Genomic DNA, 18,286 nt, shown 5'->3' on the forward strand with positions numbered 1-18,286 from the left:
AAACCTTCTTCGAGGAATGCTTGTCGTTATTTGCTGTATGGCAGGGATAGCGGCGGCGGATGAAAAGAACATCCTGGTCACCAGCGGTAGCGATCGGGCCACCCCGATCGCCGTTGTACCGTTCGGCTGGCAGGGCGGCAGCGTGTTGCCGGACGACATGGCTCAGATCGTCAGCGACGACCTGCGCAACTCCGGTTACTACGCGCCGATTCCCAAAGGCAACATGATCAGCCAGCCGACCCAGGCCAGCGAAGTCATCTTCCGCGACTGGAAAGCCGTGGGTGCCCAGTACCTGATGGTCGGCAGCATCGTGCCGGCCGGCGGTCGCCTGCAGATCCAGTACGCCTTGTTCAACGTGGCGACCGAGCAGCAGGTCTTGACCGGCAGCGTATCGGGCACCGCCGAACAACTGCGCGACATGGCCCACTACATCTCGGACCAGTCGTTTGAAAAGCTTACCGGTATCAAGGGGGCTTTCTCGACACGTCTGCTGTATGTAACGGCCGAGCGTTTCTCCGTAGACAACACGCGCTACACGCTGCAGCGTTCCGACTATGACGGCGCGCGCGCTGTGACCTTGCTGCAATCGCGTGAACCAATCCTGTCGCCGCGCTTCGCGCCGGACGGCAAGCGCATTGCCTACGTGTCCTTCGAGCAGAAGCGTCCGCGCATCTTCGTCCAGCACATCGACACTGGCCGTCGTGAGCAGATCACCAATTTCGAAGGCCTCAACGGTGCGCCAGCCTGGTCGCCGGATGGTTCGCGCCTTGCTTTCGTGCTGTCCAAGGACGGCAACCCGGATATCTACGTGATGAACATGGCTTCGCGCCAGATCAGCCGCGTGACCAGCGGTCCTGGTATCAACACCGAACCGTTCTGGGGTAAAGATGGTTCGACCATCTATTTCACCTCCGACCGTGGCGGCAAGCCTCAAATTTATAAAACGAGCGTGGGTGGCGGTGGCGCGGAACGCGTGACCTTTATTGGTAACTACAACGCCAACCCTAAGCTTTCGGCTGATGAAAAGACGTTGGTGATGATTCACCGTCAGGATGGTTTCACTAATTTCCGGGTTGCGGCCCAGGATTTGCAGCGCGGAACCGTAAAAATCCTTACAGATACCAACCTAGATGAGTCAGCCACTGTTGCGCCCAACGGCACCATGGTAATCTACGCCACCCGCCAGCAGGGCCGGGGAGTCTTGATGCTCGTGTCCATTAATGGACGCGTAAGGCTCCCGCTTCCTACCGCACAAGGCGAAGTCAGAGAACCATCCTGGTCCCCTTACCTGAACTGACGCGGCGCTACATGATTTGCTTAACACACTGGGGTTCATTAGGAGTTTCACGATGGAAATGCTGAAGTTTGGTAAGTTTGCTGCTCTGGCTCTGGCTCTGTCCGTAGCCGTTGGTTGCTCGTCTAAAGGCGGCGACAATGCCGGTGAAGGCGCAGCTGTTGATCCAAACGCTGGTTATGGCGCCAACACTGGTGCAGTTGACGGCTCCCTGAGCGAAGAAGCTGCTCTGCGCGCAATCACCACTTTCTACTTCGAATACGACAGTTCGGACCTGAAACCAGAAGCCATGCGCGCTCTGGACGTTCACGCGAAGGACCTGAAAGCTAACGGCGCTCGCGTTGTTCTGGAAGGTAACACCGACGAACGTGGTACTCGCGAGTACAACATGGCACTGGGCGAGCGTCGTGCGAAAGCCGTTCAGCGCTATCTGGTACTGCAAGGTGTTGCTCCAGGCCAACTGGAACTGGTTTCCTACGGTAAAGAGCGTCCAGTTGCTACTGGCCACGACGAGCAGTCCTGGGCTCAAAACCGTCGCGTCGAACTGCGTAAGTAATTCGTCATGCGAACGTGCCGTCGTGCTCTAACTGTATTGGCTCTCAGCCTCGCGCCGCTTGCGGTGTGGGCTGCGGTTCCTGTGGAAGATAGCAACTCAGGCTATAACAATAGCGGGAGCAGTTATCCGCCAGCAGGTTATGGCACGAACGGCGCCTATGCTGGGGGGGCGGCTACGTCCGCTCCCTCGGCACAGGGCGAACTGTTCAACCAGTTGCAACGCATGCAGGATCAATTGTCGCAGCAGCAAGGCGCCATTGAAGTTCTGCAGAATCAAGTGAACCAGCTGAAGCAAGAAGGCCTGGAGCGATACCAGGATCTTGATCGACGCATAGGAGCCGGCGTTACACCTGCCGCTACTCCTGATAATTCTTCTGCCGGTGGCGCGCCAAGTGCCGCCGCCGGTGGTGCAGCAGCAGGGGCCGCCGCCGCAGCCCCTGCCGCCAGCAGCGAACCGGGTGATCCGGCGAAGGAAAAACTGTATTACGATGCAGCCTTCGACCTGATCAAGGCCAAGGATTTCGACAAGGCCAGCAAGGCCTTCACCGCATTCCTCGGTCGTTACCCAAACAGTCAGTACGCGGGCAACGCCCAGTACTGGCTGGGTGAGGTAAACCTGGCAAAGGGTGATCTGCAGGGGGCGGGCCAGGCATTTGCCAAGGTCAGCCAGCTGTACCCCAAGCACGCCAAGGTGCCGGATTCGCTGTACAAACTCGCTGACGTAGAACGCCGCCTGGGTCACACCGACAAGGTCAAAGGCATTCTGCAGCAGGTCGTTGCCCAGTATCCGGGGACTTCCGCTGCCCAGTTGGCTCAACGCGACCTGCAGCGCTTGTAAGCGATGCTGTCCGTTTAGAAGAAACCCGCGCCTGGCGCGGGTTTTTTCGTTAGAATCCACGCCCTTTTATGAAACACGCTTCCTGGGGTTTACGCGTTGGCGGAATTCCTTGAAGTGCCTGACGGAGGCGGACAGCCTGTTTAGCTGTTACGCCCGTGGCGACTATGCAAGACACATTACGCATCACCGAAGTTTTTTACTCGTTACAGGGTGAAACGCGAACGGCCGGCCTGCCCACAGTATTTGTGCGCCTGACCGGTTGCCCCCTGCGTTGCCAGTACTGTGACAGCGCCTACGCCTTCAGTGGCGGCACCGTGCGAACCCTTGAAGACATCCTTGAACAGGTTGCCGGTTACCGGCCGCGCTACGTCTGCGTGACCGGCGGTGAGCCGCTGGCGCAACCCAACGCCATCCCTTTGCTCAAGCAGCTGTGTGACGCCGGTTACGAGGTGTCCCTGGAAACCAGCGGCGCCCTGGATATTTCCGCGGTGGACCCGCGTGTAAGCCGAGTGGTCGATCTCAAGACCCCAGGCTCCAAAGAGGCGCATCGCAACCTCTACGAGAACCTGGACCTGCTGACGGCCAACGACCAGGTCAAGTTCGTGATCTGTTCCCGCGACGATTACGACTGGGCGAGCTCCAAGCTGATCCAGTACGGCCTGGACCGCCGCGCGGGCGAGGTGCTGTTCTCTCCAAGCCATCACGACCTGAACGCACGCGACCTGGCCGACTGGGTGGTGGCTGATAACCTACCGGTCCGTCTGCAACTGCAACTGCATAAATACCTTTGGAACGACGAGCCAGGACGCTGAAATGACTGAACAACCGATTGATCAAAAACGTGCGGTAATCCTGCTGTCCGGCGGCCTCGACTCCGCCACGGTGGTGGCCATGGCGCAGGCTGAAGGCTACACCTGCTACACCATGAGCTTCGACTACGGCCAGCGCCATCGCGCCGAGCTGAACGCCGCTGCCCGCGTCGCCCGCGACATGGGTGTGGCCGAGCACAAGGTCATTGGCCTGAATCTCAACGGCATCGGCGGCTCGGCGCTCACCGACAGCAGCATCGACGTGCCGGAAGCCCCCAGCGAAGGCATCCCGATCACCTACGTCCCGGCGCGCAACACCGTGTTCCTGTCCCTGGCCCTTGGCTGGGCGGAAGTGCTGAATGCCCGCGATATCTTTATCGGCGTCAACGCAGTGGATTATTCCGGCTACCCGGATTGCCGCCCAGAGTTCATCGAGTCGTTCGAACGCATGGCCAACCTGGCGACCAAGGCCGGGGTAGAGGGGCAGGGCTTCCGTATCCTGGCGCCGCTGCAAAACCTCAGCAAGGCCGATATCGTGAAGGCTGGCGTAGGGCTTGGCGTCGATTATTCGCTGACTGTTTCCTGCTATCAGGCAGACGATGACGGCCGTGCTTGTGGGAAATGCGACAGCTGCCGACTGCGTGCAGAAGGCTTCAAAATGGCCGGAATTACGGACCCAACGCGTTATTTTTGATTTATTTAAAATAAGGTGTTGAATAATCCTTAGAAATCAGTATTATACGCGCCACAACACAGCGGGTCGTTAGCTCAGTTGGTAGAGCAGTTGGCTTTTAACCAATTGGTCGTAGGTTCGAATCCCACACGACCCACCATTTTTGGCGGTTTAGAAAATCCGGAAGGCCCACGCAAGTGAGGATTTCCGGGTTTTTTTTTGCCTTGTGAAAAGCCCGTGCAAGCTGCCAAGTCCCACCACATGCAACCCGCCTTCCGATGCTGAAAGGCGACAGCGTGCTGATCCTAAAGTCGCTTCGACCTACTCCACCCCCATCAAGCCGCCCAGACGGCCCTTGACGACCTTTTGCAGGAGCAAGGCCAGCGTCTCGGTGGCATAGGGTTTCTGCAGCAGTACAAAACGCTTGGCTTCTTCTTGGGCAATGCGCGCGTATTCGTCGTTGTAGCCGGTGGTGAGCACCACCGGCAGCCATGGATAGAGCGCCTCGATCGCGTCGAGCAGTTCCAGGCCGCTCATGCCGGGCATGGAGATGTCGGAGAACACCACCTGGAAACTTTCCGGGTTGGGGGCCAGGGCTTCCAGTGCGCTCTTGGCGTCCGGCACCCACAACACGTGAAAGCCCATCTGTTCCAGGGTCTGCGAGGTGTAGAGGCCAACGTCAGCATTGTCCTCGACCATCAGCACGCACAAGTTCGAGACGATCGGTACGCGATGGTTGTCCTGGGCGGTCGGGATCGTGCTGGCCTCGACCTTGGGCAGGTACAACGTAAACTGGCTGCCTTTGCCGCGTTCGCTCTGCACCAGAATCTCCCCGCCCGACTGTTTGGCAAAGCCGAACACTTGCGACAAGCCCAGCCCGGTGCCTTGGCCGATGCCTTTGGTGGTGTAGAAGGGTTCGAAGATGGCGTCGAGTTTTTCCGGCGCAATGCCTGATCCGGTGTCGCTCAATGCGATGGTCACGTAGTCGGCGACCCGCCCCGGGTGGGCGCGCACCGACGGCAGCCAGGCGGCTGTCGCGACCTGGATGGTCAAGTGGCCATTGCCGGCCATGGCATCCCGCGCATTGACCACCATGTTCACCAGTGCGGTATCGAACTGGCTTTCATCGGCGTTTATAAAGCAGGGCTCATCCGGCACTTCGATGGTGACCTTGATCCGCGAGCCAGTCAGGCTGTCCATCATCTCGCCCACCCGCAACACGCTGTCGCCGACATTGAATACTTCCGGGCGCAGGGCCTGGCGGCGGGCGAAGGTCAGCAGTTGCGCGGTCAGGCGGGCGGCGCGGTCGACGGTGCTGGCGATGGCATCGATGTATTTGATGCGCCGCACTTCACTCAGGGATGGGGTCTTGAGCAGGTCGGCGCAGGATTTGATTACCGTCAGCAGGTTATTGAAGTCGTGTGCGACGCCGCCGGTGAGTTGGCCAATGGTTTCCAGTTTCTGGGATTGGCGCAAGGCATCTTCCGACAGGCGCAGGGCGTCCTTGGCTTCTTCTTCGGCCTGGATATCCCGGCCCACCGCATGGATGTAATCGCTGTCGGGTACGGCGGTCCAGGCGATCATGCGATAGCTGCCATCCTGGTGGCGGTAACGGTTCTTGAAGTTGGGGAAGTTCTTGCCGTCTCCCAGGCGGCTGACTGCCGATGCGGAGTCGGCCAAGTCGTCCGGGTGAACCAGGGCCAGCAACTGGCTGCCCACCAAGTCGTGTTCGGCGTGGCCGAGCATGCGAGTCCAGGCTGGGTTGACGGCGGAGATCACGCCGTCGAGTTGGGCCACCAGCATCAGGTCCGGGGACAGGCGCCAGATGCGGTCGCGGTCGCGGGTGCGTTCCACCACCCGTTGTTCCAGGGACTCGTTGAGCTTGCGCAGTGCTTCTTCGGCTTCACGCAGGGCCGTGATGTCGCGGGATACGCAGAGGATCTGTTCCGGCCGGCCGTTACTGCCCAGGATCGGGCTCACCTGTACATGCCACCACTTCAGGTTACCGGCCAGGGTCTGGGCCGGGCCGATAAAGCTGGCGCTTTCGCCGTTTCTGGCGGCCTGTACGGCGGCCTTGGCGTCTAGGTTGCCTTGATCCTGCCAGAAATCGGGCCAGGAGCAGCCACGGATGGTGTTGAAGTCACTGACCTCCATGATGTTTTGGCCGCCTTCGCTCATGAACGTGAGGCGGGCATCGAGATCGAGTACTTGGATGCAATCGTTGATGCTGGCCAGTACGCGCTCGGTGAACGCTTCGTTTTGGCTCAGGCCGGAGGTGGCCAGTTCGCTGACCTCAGAGCCCATCCCGACGGTGCTATTCATTTGAGTTTGGCCGAGCGGGTTAAATGGCCTTCATCATGTCATTAAGATACCTCCCCCCACCAGCGACTTCCTTACGCACTGCACTGCTTTTGCTGTGGGAAGGCATTGGATAATGCCGGCACGTTCTGTACATATTCCTACGAGCGATCGCGCGGTATGTGTGGCGTTGACTTACAGCTCCTGAGTCTGCGTGATGCGGTAAAGAGGCGGTTTTTTTGATGTGGCTCTTTGCCACTTATTTCGGCTTTAATGCTGTCAATACGCGGCGTATCTTGGCTAGATTGGAGGCTAAGCTTTCAAGACATGGACTGTCATGACTACGCTAACTCCGATCATCGCTAGCAATCCCCTCATTGTTCGCGCTGTAGCCACACCGCTCGCCATTTCGGCGAACACTGTCGATGTCTTGCCGGTGCGACCAGCGTCGGTGGTCAGCCTCGGTAATCCGGCTGCCGATGTCGTTGATATCTACTCCCGAGACGGGCAAATGCCGGGTCGGGAAAGTGTGCGGGCCTGGGAAAATAGCAGCCAGGACGCAGTCAGCAAGATCATCAACACCCGCTTTAACTCGACCTCCACGGCCAGTCGCTACAGCGGCTTGGGGGCAGCATTGGTGGCGCAGTTCGCCAAAGGCGGCGGCGCGGACATTTCACAGTCGGTGCTCAACACCACGGCCGACCGGGCCGGGAGCGATAAAGGCTTGCTGACCGGTCTGGCGGACTTCAAGGCTTCCATCAAGCAGGCCGTAGACAGCTCCAACCCGATGCGCCCTTCAGAGGTCGACAGCTTTTCTTACAATGTGTCGCAAAAAACCCAGGTTAATGGTCGCAGCAGCGCGGATCGCAGCGTCACCCAGAACCAGCAATCGGTGCTTTCGGCGAGCTTCCACAAAGGCCTTGATGGTGGGAAACCGCCGGTGTTTGATGGCCGTCGCGAATCGCAGAATTACCTGTATGTGCAAGTACAGGACAGGGCCAGCAGCACCGCGAGCTTTGCCTATAAAGACAGCCAATTGACCCATGCTTCCCTCACACAGTCGGCTTCCCAGAATACCCACACGCAGAAGTATGTGATGGCCAACCTGGTAGAAGACACCGTTGTGCCGAAGGAAGGCTCATCCAAGCGTGACTACCTGGCGCTGCTCGAACACGCGGGCAGGGAAAGCAAAAAATCCAAGGATGCGCTGGAGCAGTCGACGTTGAAGGATGCATTGGCGAAGATGCATGACTCAGTCCTGTTGCAGGATGATCCGGATGTGCTGATGCGCTGAGGGTCAACGCGCGAAGCCCCAGTGATGCGCCTTCGCGTTTTTTTTTGCCCGACAGATGCGTCGCGCCATGCCAGATTAGGCTTTTGAATCCATTCGATATTCTGTAGCCTTGCGCAGCTTCACCTTAACCCGTGCTTGATGACATCATCACTTCGTCCGGCGGCGCCTGAAGGGCTCCAGAGCCGGTGGTACACTCGACTTTCGCGCAACGGCGCCTGCAGGTCTTGCGAACATGACGCAAATTTCCGAACGCCTTCTGGTTCAAGCCCACCTCGACGCCAAGCAGCCCAAGGCCCTCAGTGCCGAGGAAGAGGCTAGCCTGCGTACCGCCATCGCCGCCGAGCTCAAAGCTCAGGACGCGGTGCTGGTCGCCCACTTCTATTGCGACCCGGTGATTCAGGCCCTGGCCGAAGAAACCGGGGGCTGTGTCTCCGACTCCCTTGAAATGGCACGCTTCGGCGCTGCTCACCCGGCCAAGACCGTACTGGTCGCCGGTGTGCGTTTCATGGGCGAGACGGCCAAAATCCTCACCCCCGAAAAACGCATCCTGATGCCGACCCTGGAAGCCACGTGCTCCCTCGACCTGGGCTGTCCGGTGGAGGAGTTTTCCGCGTTCTGCGATCAACACCCCGAACGCACGGTGGTGGTGTATGCCAACACCTCGGCGGCGGTCAAGGCGCGGGCGGACTGGGTGGTGACTTCCAGTTGCGCGCTGGAAATCGTCGAAAGCCTGATGGACAACGGCGAGACCATTATCTGGGGGCCGGACAAGCACCTGGGTACTTACATTCAGCGCCAGACCGGTGCCGACATGCTGCTGTGGGACGGTGCGTGCATCGTCCACGAAGAGTTCAAGTCCAAGCAGCTGGAAGACATGAAGGCGCTGTACCCGGACGCGGCGATCCTGGTCCACCCGGAATCCCCGACCTCGGTGATCGAACTGGCGGATGCAGTGGGTTCCACCAGCCAACTGATTGCCGCCGCTCAGCGTTTACCGAACAAAACGTTCATTGTCGCCACCGACCGCGGCATTTTCTACAAGATGCAGCAGTTGTGCCCGGACAAGGTCTTCGTCGAAGCGCCTACCGCCGGCAACGGCGCGGCGTGCCGCAGTTGCGCGCACTGCCCGTGGATGGCGATGAATACGCTGGAGCGCACGCTGCAGTGCCTGCGTGAGGGCAGCAACGAGATCTTCGTCGAGCCTTCGGTGATCCCGCAGGCGGTGCGCCCGCTCAAGCGCATGTTGGACTTCACCCAGGCTGCGCGCCTGAAGCTGGCCGGCAACGCCTGACCCGGTCGAACATGTGGGAGGGGGCTTGCCCCCGATAGCGGTAAATCAGTCGATGTATCTGGAGACTGACACTACGCTATCGGGAGCAAGCCCCCTCCCACATTTTGATCCGCACCAGCAGGGCGTTATTTTTTCCGCTTCGGAACCTGCACCAACTGCGTGTCGGAGTAGATGTCGTGCCAACTGCGTTTCTGCTTGTCGAACAGTGACCAGATAAACCCCAGCCCCACGCACAACCACGATGCAATCGACACCACAAAGCGCAACAGCGCCTGCCACAGGCTGATCCGCGAGCCGTCGGCGTTCTGTACGCGCACGCCCCACACCTGCATGCCCAGGGTCTGCCCGGAATGGGTCCAGAACTTGGCGAAGAAGCCAAACAGCACGAAGAACAGAATCGTCGACAGCAGCGGGTCGCCGTCCAGCGCGCCGGATTCGGTGAGGGTACGCATTTTGGCTTCGCCCACGAACGCGATCCACACCAGCTTGTAGAGAAAGGCCGTGACAATCAGTAGCGCCGTGCAGAGGAGGAAGTCATAGAACATCGCTGCCAGACGACGGCCCAGGCCAACGGCGGGGAAGTCGCCTTGGGGGCTCAGCAGGGGTTTGGACATGGCCGGCTCTCTGAAGAAAAAAAGCATTTTACGGCGCAATGCCCTTACCGCGCCCATAAAAAAGCCCCTGATGTCACCATCAGGGGCTTTTTGTCGCAGGAGGGATCAGCCTTCGGCGATCACTTCGTCAGCCTGCATGCCTTTCTGGCCTTGCACGGCGACGAAAGACACTTTCTGGCCTTCTTTCAGGCTCTTGAAGCCGTTGCCCTGAATAGCGCGGAAATGCACGAACAGATCCGGACCGCTTTCTGGAGTGATAAAACCAAACCCTTTCTCGTCGTTAAACCACTTGACGGTACCGCTCTGACGTTTATCCGACATTTTCTTATTTCCTTGACGCTAAAAATGAATGACAGCCCCTTTCGCATGAAAGAGTACTGGGCTGGGTTGCAGGAAAGTAAGAGACGTCGAACGGGTTGTAGCAAACTTTGGCTACTGCCCAGGTCCAGGTTCCAAGCGACCCATGCAAACACAGTGAGCAAACTCTACGTCAACTAATGGAGAAAAAACAAGCCCTGCGCAAAGCCCAGCTTTTGCTCGGCTTTGTGGCACTTGGGGGAACAATGGGCGGACGACTTATTCGATAGAAATGGTCACTTGTTATAGGTTGACCCCTATAACAATGACTATCGTCAATGCACTGTTTTATGGCGGTTGCGTTACAGATTAGTGCGCGTTAACGCAACCGCGTTACTTATAGAAACAATCAATCAGCCGCGGTAGTACCGTTGCGGCACAAATGGCATTTTACTTACACGAAGTGGCACCTTTTTCCCACGCACCAGTGCAGAAACTTCGGTATCCAACGCAGTGAACGCGCTGTCCAGGTAGGCCATCGCCAACGGGCCACCGAGGCTCGGGCCAAAGCCGCCGCTGCAGACGCTGCCGACCACGGTGCCGTGTTCGTCGACGATTTCCGCACCTTCACGCACGGGTGTGCGCTCCTGAGGCAGCAGGCCGACACGTTTGCGGCTCACACCGGCTTGCTGCTGGGTAAAGATCCGGTCGGCGCCGGGAAAGCCACCGGCACGAGCGCCGTCGGCGCGACGGGCCTTGGAGATCGCCCAGAGCAGGCTGGCTTCGATCGGGGTGGTGTCGGTGTTCATGTCGTGGCCATACAGGCACAGGCCGGCTTCCAGGCGCAGCGAGTCGCGGGCGCCCAGGCCGATGGCCTGGACTTCGGTCTCGGCCAGCAGGCTGCGGGCCAGGCTTTCGGCGTGGGCGGCGGGCACCGAGATCTCGAAGCCGTCTTCACCGGTGTAGCCGGAGCGGCTGACGTAGCAGTCCACGCCCAGCAGGCGCAGGGACGTGAATTGCATGAAGGTCATCTTGGTCACTTCAGGGGCCAGGCGTGCCAGCACTTTTACCGCTGCCGGGCCTTGCAGGGCGAGCAGGGCGCGTTCTTCGAACAGCGGCTCGATGCTGCACTGGTCGCCAATCCTGGCACGCAGGTGCGCCAGGTCCTGGTCCTTGCAGGCCGCGTTGACCACCAGGAACAGCTCGTCGTTCCCCAGGTTGGCCACCATCAGGTCGTCGAGAATACCGCCCTGCTCGTTGGTGAACATGGCATAGCGCTGCATGCCTACGGGCAGGTCGATGATATCCACCGGCACCAGGGTTTCCAGGGCCTTGGCGGCATTGGCGCCGGTCAGGCGGATCTGGCCCATGTGAGACACGTCGAACAGCCCGGCCTGATCACGGGTGTGCAGGTGTTCTTTCATCACGCCCAATGGGTATTGCACCGGCATGTCGTAGCCGGCGAAGGGCACCATGCGCGCGCCGAGTTCGATGTGCAGCGCGTGCAACGGGGTTTTCAACAGGGTTTCGGTGGACATATTCAGCTCCTGAAAAACGTGCGGACGCGCTTCTAAGCGTCAGCACTCGATAATGTTGACCGCCAAACCGCCACGGGCGGTTTCCTTGTATTTGCTTTTCATGTCGGCGCCGGTCTGGCGCATGGTGCGGATGACCTTGTCGAGGGACACAAAATGCTGCCCATCGCCGCGCAAGGCCATACGCACTGCGTTGATGGCTTTGACCGAGCCCATGGCATTGCGCTCGATGCAGGGCACTTGCACCAGGCCGCCGATCGGGTCGCACGTCAGGCCGAGGTTGTGTTCCATGCCGATCTCGGCGGCGTTTTCGACCTGGGACACGCTGCCGCCCAACACTTCGCACAGCGCACCGGCGGCCATCGAGCAGGCCACGCCGACTTCACCCTGGCAGCCAACCTCGGCACCAGAGATCGACGCGTTTTCCTTGTACAGAATTCCGATCGCGGCGGCGGTGAGCAGAAAGCGCACTACGCCGTCTTCACTCGCGCCGGGGATAAAGCGCATGTAGTAATGCAGCACCGCCGGCACAATCCCGGCCGCACCGTTGGTAGGCGCGGTGACCACGCGCCCGCCGTTGGCGTTTTCTTCGTTGACCGCCAGCGCGTACAGGTTGACCCAATCGAGTACCGACAACGGGTCGCGCAGGGCCGACTCCGGGTTCTTGCACAGCTGGCGATGCAGGGCGGCGGCACGACGCTTGACCTTCAAGCCTCCCGGCAAGATCCCTTCATTGCGACAGCCAGCGTCCACACAGTCCTGCATCACCTGCCAGATCTTCAGCAGGCCGTTGCGGGTTTCGGCTTCGGGGCGCCAGGCACTTTCATTGGTCAGCATCACCTGGCTGATGGACAGCCCGTAGGTGGCGCAATGACCGAGCAAGTCCTTGGCGCTCTTGAACGGGAAGGTCAGCGGCGTGGCGTCTTCGACGATCCGGTCGGCGCCGGCAGCGTCTTCATCTACCACAAAGCCACCGCCCACCGAGTAGTACTCGCGGCTGCGGATCTGGATGCCGGCGGCGTCGAAGGCACGGAAGATCATGCCGTTGGGGTGATAGGCGAGGGGTTTGCGAATCATCGCCAGGTGTTCTTTCTCGTTGAACACAATGCTGTGTTCGCCGAGCAGGTTCAAACGGCCGGCGCTGCGCATCTGTGCCAGGCGCGTGGCGACGGTTTCTGTGTTCACGGTGTCCGGGTGTTCGCCTTCCAGGCCGAGCAACACGGCCTTGTCGCTGCCGTGGCCTTTGCCGGTGGCGCCGAGTGAGCCGTAGAGTTCCACCTTGACACAGGTGGTGGCGCTCAGCAGGTCGTCACGGCGCAAGCCCTCGACAAAGCGAGCGGCGGCGCGCATCGGGCCGACGGTGTGGGAGCTGGAGGGGCCGATGCCAATCTTGAACAGGTCGAACACGCTTAACGACATGAGTTGTTCTCCAGGTTCTTATTATTCTTGAGGTCATACGCGGTCAAGTGTGGGAGGGGCGGTGCGACGATTCGACTTGCCCCCGATGAGGGGGTGTCAGTCACCAGATCTATCAACTGACACTCTGCCATCGGGAGCAAGCCCCCTCCCACATTCTTGACCAGGTTATGCGTAGCTCTCGATCGAAGGGCAGGCGCACACGAGGTTGCGATCGCCGAACACGTTGTCGACCCGGCCGACCGGCGGCCAGTACTTGCCGTCGATCAACGACGCCAGCGGGTACACCGCTTGTTCACGGCTGTAAGGGTGGCTCCATTCGCCCACCAGTTCCGCCGCGGTGTGCGGGGCGTTTTTCAGCGGGTTGTCGTCCTTGTCCAAGGTGCCGTTTTCCACCGCGCGGATTTCTTCGCGGATGGCGATCATCGCGTCGCAGAAGCGGTCCAGTTCTTCCCTGGATTCGCTTTCGGTCGGCTCGATCATCAAGGTGCCGGCCACCGGGAACGACATGGTCGGTGCGTGGAAGCCGAAGTCGATCAGGCGCTTGGCCACGTCATCCACGCTGATGCCGCTGCTGTCTTTCAACGGGCGCAAATCCAGGATGCATTCATGCGCCACCAGGCCGTTGCTGCCGGTGTAGAGCACTGGGTAGTGCTCTTCCAGGCGACGGGAAATGTAGTTGGCGTTCAGGATCGCCAGCTGCGAAGCGCGCTTGAGGCCCGCGCCGCCCATCATGCTGATGTACATCCAGGTGATCGGCAGGATGCTCGCGCTGCCGAACGGCGCCGCGCACACCGCGCCTTCCTTGCGTGCCATGGCCGCGTGGCCGGGCAGGAATGGGGCCAGGTGGGATTTGACGCCGATCGGGCCAACGCCCGGGCCGCCGCCGCCGTGGGGGATGCAGAAGGTCTTGTGCAGGTTCAGGTGCGAGACGTCGCCGCCGAACTTGCCCGGCGCGCACAGGCCGACCATGGCGTTCATGTTGGCGCCGTCGATGTACACCTGGCCGCCGTTGTCGTGAATGATCCCGCAGATCTCGCGGATACCTTCTTCGAACACGCCGTGGGTCGACGGGTAGGTGATCATCAGCGCGGCGAGGTGGTCGCGGTGCTCGATGGCTTTGGCGCGCAGGTCTTCGATGTCGACGTTGCCGCGCGCGTCGCAAGCGGTCACCACCACGCGCATGCCGGCCATGTGGGCGGTGGCCGGGTTGGTGCCGTGGGCCGACGACGGGATCAGGCAGATGTCGCGGTGCTGATCGCCACGGCTCTGGTGATAGGCGCGAATCGCCAACAGGCCCGCGTATTCGCCCTGGGAACCGGCGTTCGGTTGCAGCGAGATGGCGTCGTAGCCGGTGGCCGCGCAGAGCATGGCTTCCAGGTCGGAGGTCAATTGCAGGTAGCCGGCGCTTTGTTCGGCCGGGGCGAACGGGTGCAGGGCACCGAATTCGGCCCAGGTCACCGGGATCATTTCGCTGGCGGCGTTGAGCTTCATGGTGCAGGAGCCCAGCGGGATCATGGTGCGGTCCAGCGCCAGGTCCTTGTCGGCCAGCTTGCGCAGGTAGCGCATCAGCTCGGTTTCCGAGTGATAACGGTTGAACACCGGGTGGGTCAGGATCGGCGACTGACGCAGCAGCGCGGCCGGCAGGCTGCCTTCGACCTTGGCGGCGAAGTCCGGCAGGGCTTTACCGTCGGCAAACAGTGCCCACAAGGTTTCGATATCGGCCTGGGTGGTGGTTTCGTCGACCGACAGGCCCAGACGTTCGGCGTCGACAACACGCAGGTTGATGCGCTGGGCGCGGGCCTGGTCGTGCAGGGCGGCGGTGCGGGCGCCGGTGTTGAGGGTCAGCGTGTCGAAGAAGTGTTCTTGTTCGACTTTCAGGCCCAGGGCGCGCAGGCCGTTGGCCAGGATCGCGGTCAACTGGTGAATGCGCTGGGCGATCTGGGTCAGGCCTTTGGGGCCGTGGTACACGGCGTACATGCTGGCGATGTTGGCGAGCAGGACCTGGGCGGTGCAGATGTTGCTGGTGGCTTTCTCGCGGCGGATATGTTGCTCGCGGGTCTGCATGGCCAGGCGCAAGGCCGGCTTGCCGAAGCGGTCGACCGAAACACCGACCAGGCGGCCCGGCATGTCGCGCTTGAACGCATCCCTGGTGGAGAAGTACGCCGCGTGCGGGCCGCCGAAGCCCAGCGGGACGCCGAAGCGTTGCGCGCTGCCGATGGCCACGTCGGCGCCGAACTCACCCGGCGGGGTCAGCACGGTCAGGGCCAGCAGGTCGGCGGCCACGGCCACCAGGGCGTTGGCGGCGTGGAAGCGTTCGGTCAGCTCGCGATAGTCGAACACGTCGCCGTTGCTGGCCGGGTATTGCAGCAGGGCACCGAAGAACGGGCTGACATCGCTCAGTTCGCGTTCATCGCCCACCACCACGTCGATGCCCAGCGGCTCGGCACGGGTGCGCAGCACGTCGAGGGTCTGCGGGTGGCTGTGGATCGAGGCGAAGAAGGCATTACTGGCCTTGTTCTTGCTCAGGCGCTTGCAGAAGGTCATGGCTTCGGCGGCGGCGGTGGCTTCGTCGAGCAGCGAAGCGTTGGCGATCGGCAGGCCGGTGAGGTCGCTGATCAGGGTCTGGAAATTCAGCAGCGCTTCCAGGCGGCCCTGGGAAATTTCCGGTTGGTACGGGGTGTAGGCGGTGTACCAGGCCGGGTTTTCGAGGAGGTTGCGCAGGATCGGCGACGGCGTGTGGCAGTTGTAGTAGCCCTGGCCGATGTAGGTCTTGAACAGTTGGTTCTGGCTGGCGATGGCTTTGATCCTGGCCAGGGCCTCGGCTTCGCTCAAGCCATCTTCCAGGCCGAGCACGCTGGTGCCCTTGATGCTTTCCGGGATCACACTGGCGCTCAGGGCTTCCAGGGAGTCGAAGCCCAGGCTGGCGAGCATCTGCTGCTCATCTTCCTGGCGCGGGCCGATGTGGCGGGCGATGAATTCGTTGGCGGTGCTCAAGTTGATCGTCATGGCGCGCTCCTCAGGCTTCGGCGTTGGCTTTGATCAGGCGGTCATACGCATCCTGATCCAACAGCGTAGTCACTGCGTTGGCATCGGCGGGTTTAAAGCGGAAGAACCAGCCTTCGCCCATCGGGTCTTCGTTGACCAGTTCCGGGCGGCCCTCCAGCTCGGCGTTCACTTCGAGCACTTCACCGTCCAGGGGCATGTACACGCCGCTGGCGGCTTTGACTGACTCGACGGTGGACGCCTCGGCGCCTTTTTCGTAAGCCTGCAACTCCGGCAGTTGCACGAAAACCACATCACCCAGCGCATTTTGCGCGAATGCGGTGATACCCACGGTGACGCTGCCGTCAGCTTCGGCGCGCAGCCATTCGTGATCTTCAGTGAAACGCAACTCGCTCATGGAAACTCCTCGGGGCCAGATTCGTCTGGTGGACGGGATTGGAATAATGGGGAGTTGCTTAGCAATATCGCGGCCAATGTCATTAAGTGTTTATAAATCAATGACTTGATAAAAATGACGAATGCATTGCCGGCTGAGGTTGTAGCGATTTCGCTACAGTTCGGCGCTGGAAAAAAAGCCTATGTGGATCAAAGCCTTGCATGGCGCGCAAAAAGCAGGGTTGTAGCGATATCGTTACGCTGTAGCGCTTTCAGTACAGTTGATGTCGTTCTCAGACCCAATTTGGAATGCGAGCCCTGTAGGCGCGAGCTTGCTCGCGAAGATCGTCAACGATGATGCGGGAAGCCTGGATGAACGCGGTGCGCTCGGGTTTTTCGCGAGCAAGCTCGCTCCTACAGTGGACAGCGCGCTGCTCAGGGTTTGTTGGGGATGCCGTATTTGCGCAGGCGATGGGCGATAGCGGTGTGGGAGGTTTGCAGGCGGCTTGCCAACTGGCGGGTCGAGGGGTAGCTGGCGTAGAGCTTCTCCAGCAGGCTGCGTTCGAAGTCTTCCACGGCCTGTTCCAGGCTGGTGATTTCGCTGTCGCTCTGACGTGCGACCGAGGTGCCGGCGATGTCCAGGTCGCCGATGTCCACCAGGCTGCTTTCGCAGATGGCGGCGGCGCGGAAGATCACGTTCTGCAACTGCCGCACGTTGCCCGGCCAGCGGTTGCCGAGCAAGGCCGGGTAAGTGCCGGGGGCCAGGCGGCAGACCGGGCGCTGGATCTGCGCGCAGGCTTGCTGCATGAAGTAGCGCGCCAGCAGCAGGATGTCCTGGCCGCGCTCGCGCAGGGGCGGCACTTCGACATTGAGGACGTTGAGGCGGTAGAACAGGTCTTCGCGAAAGGTGCCCTCGGCGACCATCTTCTCCAGGTCGCGGTGGGTGGCGCTGAGGATACGCACGTTCACCTTCACTTCGCGGTCGCCGCCTACCCGGCGAAAGCTGCCGTCGTTGAGAAAGCGCAGCAGCTTGGCCTGCAGGTACGGCGACATTTCGCCGATCTCATCGAGGAACACCGTGCCCTGGTTGGCCAGTTCCATCAGCCCCGGCTTACCGCCGCGCTGGGCCCCGGTAAAGGCGCCGGGGGCGTAGCCGAACAGTTCGCTTTCGGCGAGGTTTTCCGGCAGCGCCGCGCAGTTCAGCGCCAGGAACGGCGCACTGCAGCGTGCGCTGATGGCGTGGCAGGCCCGCGCCACCAGCTCTTTGCCGGTGCCGGTCTCGCCCTGGATCAACAGCGGCGCATCGAGTACCGCGACACGCTGCGCGCGCGCCTTGAGGGTGCGGATCGCCGGCGACTCGCCGAGCAGCGCATCGAAACCTTCGGCATGGTCGTGGTGCAGCGCCGACAATTGTTCGCCGATGCGGTTGGGCTGGTAGAGGCTGAGCAGGGCACCGGCATCGGTGATCGGCGTCGCCTCCAGCAGCAGGGTCTGGCCGTTGACGCTGATCTCGCGCAGAGGCAAGCGAAAGCCTTGCTCCAGCAAGGTGTCGAGCAAGGCCGGATCGTTGAACAGTTCGCTGATGCTTTCGCCGGCCGGTTCGCGACCGTACAAGGCAATCAACGCCGGGTTGGCCAGCAGGATCTTGCCCGCGCTGTCCAGGGCGAGCACCGGGTCGGTCATGGCCGCCAGCAGGGCGTCGAGTTGCAGGTGGCGGCGTTGGCCGGGGAGGATGTCCACCACGGTCACTGCCTGCACGCCGTTGACGCTGAACAGCGCGTCCCGCAGCTCTTCGAGGACTTCGGCGCTCAGGGTCGGCGCGTCGATGTAGACGTTGGGCGGCACCATCTCGACCGCGTCCAGGTTGAGATTGCGCCCACCGAGCAAGGCCAGGACTTCCTGGGTAATGCCGACGCGGTCGATGAAGCTGACGTGGATACGCATGGGGCGGCTGACAATTCTGGGGAGCGAGAGGCGGCAAGTATGCCAGA

At 61.0% G+C, this 18,286-nt stretch carries 15 protein-coding genes and 1 tRNA gene; 8 read left to right on the top strand and 8 right to left on the bottom strand.

Annotated elements, in window-relative coordinates; translation table 11 throughout:
* The first annotated feature begins 16 nt into the window (after positions 1–16).
* From tolB to ACVWZP_RS27040, 6 genes are all read left to right on the top strand, one after another.
* A complete protein-coding gene (gene tolB / locus ACVWZP_RS27015) occupies positions 17–1,297 on the top strand; it encodes a Tol-Pal system beta propeller repeat protein TolB (protein WP_046382256.1) in 1,281 nt (426 codons plus the stop codon).
* 52 nt (positions 1,298–1,349) lie between these two features.
* Positions 1,350–1,850, top strand: coding sequence for a peptidoglycan-associated lipoprotein Pal (gene pal, locus ACVWZP_RS27020; protein WP_003209827.1), 501 nt, complete (start codon positions 1,350–1,352; stop codon positions 1,848–1,850).
* A 6-nt stretch (positions 1,851–1,856) separates the two neighbouring features.
* A complete protein-coding gene (gene ybgF / locus ACVWZP_RS27025) occupies positions 1,857–2,687 on the top strand; it encodes a tol-pal system protein YbgF (protein ID WP_046382258.1) in 831 nt (276 codons plus the stop codon).
* Between the two features lie 164 nt (positions 2,688–2,851).
* Positions 2,852–3,499, top strand: a complete 648-nt coding sequence (gene queE / locus ACVWZP_RS27030; RefSeq protein WP_017847133.1) for a 7-carboxy-7-deazaguanine synthase QueE — start codon at positions 2,852–2,854, stop codon at positions 3,497–3,499.
* Positions 3,500–3,515: 16 nt separating this feature from the next.
* Positions 3,516–4,190 carry a 7-cyano-7-deazaguanine synthase QueC gene (gene queC, locus ACVWZP_RS27035; protein WP_162231531.1) on the top strand — a complete coding sequence of 225 codons (675 nt, stop codon included), beginning with the start codon at positions 3,516–3,518 and terminating at the stop codon, positions 4,188–4,190.
* Positions 4,191–4,253: 63 nt separating this feature from the next.
* Positions 4,254–4,329 (top strand) — tRNA-Lys (locus tag ACVWZP_RS27040).
* Between the two features lie 161 nt (positions 4,330–4,490).
* Here ACVWZP_RS27040 and ACVWZP_RS27045 read toward each other — a convergent pair.
* Positions 4,491–6,491, bottom strand: a complete 2,001-nt coding sequence (locus tag ACVWZP_RS27045; protein WP_256351010.1) for a hybrid sensor histidine kinase/response regulator — start codon at positions 6,489–6,491, stop codon at positions 4,491–4,493.
* Between the two features lie 487 nt (positions 6,492–6,978).
* Between ACVWZP_RS27045 and ACVWZP_RS27050 the strand changes: the two genes are divergently transcribed.
* Both ACVWZP_RS27050 and nadA read left to right on the top strand, forming a co-directional pair.
* A complete protein-coding gene (locus ACVWZP_RS27050; RefSeq protein WP_457370406.1) occupies positions 6,979–7,761 on the top strand; it encodes a hypothetical protein in 783 nt (260 codons plus the stop codon).
* A 232-nt stretch (positions 7,762–7,993) separates the two neighbouring features.
* On the top strand, positions 7,994–9,052 hold the full coding sequence (gene nadA, locus ACVWZP_RS27055; RefSeq protein ID WP_017847137.1) for a quinolinate synthase NadA: 1,059 nt from the start codon (positions 7,994–7,996) through the stop codon (positions 9,050–9,052).
* A gap of 125 nt (positions 9,053–9,177) precedes the next feature.
* On the opposite strand, the gene ACVWZP_RS27060 is transcribed toward nadA, so the two are convergent.
* The 7 genes from ACVWZP_RS27060 to ACVWZP_RS27090 all read right to left on the bottom strand — a co-directional run bounded on the left by ACVWZP_RS27060 (position 9,178) and on the right by ACVWZP_RS27090 (position 18,239).
* On the bottom strand, positions 9,178–9,666 hold the full coding sequence (locus tag ACVWZP_RS27060; protein ID WP_017847138.1) for an RDD family protein: 489 nt from the start codon (positions 9,664–9,666) through the stop codon (positions 9,178–9,180).
* Between the two features lie 105 nt (positions 9,667–9,771).
* Positions 9,772–9,987: a cold-shock protein gene (locus tag ACVWZP_RS27065; protein WP_017847139.1), complete on the bottom strand. Its 216-nt coding sequence runs from the start codon at positions 9,985–9,987 to the stop codon at positions 9,772–9,774.
* A 389-nt stretch (positions 9,988–10,376) separates the two neighbouring features.
* Positions 10,377–11,501 carry a glycine cleavage system aminomethyltransferase GcvT gene (gene gcvT, locus ACVWZP_RS27070; protein WP_046490083.1) on the bottom strand — a complete coding sequence of 375 codons (1,125 nt, stop codon included), beginning with the start codon at positions 11,499–11,501 and terminating at the stop codon, positions 10,377–10,379.
* A 39-nt stretch (positions 11,502–11,540) separates the two neighbouring features.
* On the bottom strand, positions 11,541–12,917 hold the full coding sequence (locus tag ACVWZP_RS27075; RefSeq protein ID WP_017847141.1) for an L-serine ammonia-lyase: 1,377 nt from the start codon (positions 12,915–12,917) through the stop codon (positions 11,541–11,543).
* Between the two features lie 165 nt (positions 12,918–13,082).
* Complete coding sequence (gcvP, locus tag ACVWZP_RS27080; protein ID WP_169883607.1) at positions 13,083–15,923, bottom strand: aminomethyl-transferring glycine dehydrogenase; 2,841 nt, start codon at positions 15,921–15,923, stop codon at positions 13,083–13,085.
* Between the two features lie 10 nt (positions 15,924–15,933).
* Positions 15,934–16,317 (bottom strand): glycine cleavage system protein GcvH, encoded by a 384-nt coding sequence (gene gcvH, locus ACVWZP_RS27085; RefSeq protein WP_046382263.1) that lies wholly within the window; start codon positions 16,315–16,317, stop codon positions 15,934–15,936.
* A 413-nt stretch (positions 16,318–16,730) separates the two neighbouring features.
* Positions 16,731–18,239, bottom strand: a complete 1,509-nt coding sequence (locus ACVWZP_RS27090; protein WP_017847144.1) for a sigma-54-dependent transcriptional regulator — start codon at positions 18,237–18,239, stop codon at positions 16,731–16,733.
* Positions 18,240–18,286: the final 47 nt, after the last annotated feature.

The organism is Pseudomonas sp. TE36184 (genome assembly GCF_054060055.1).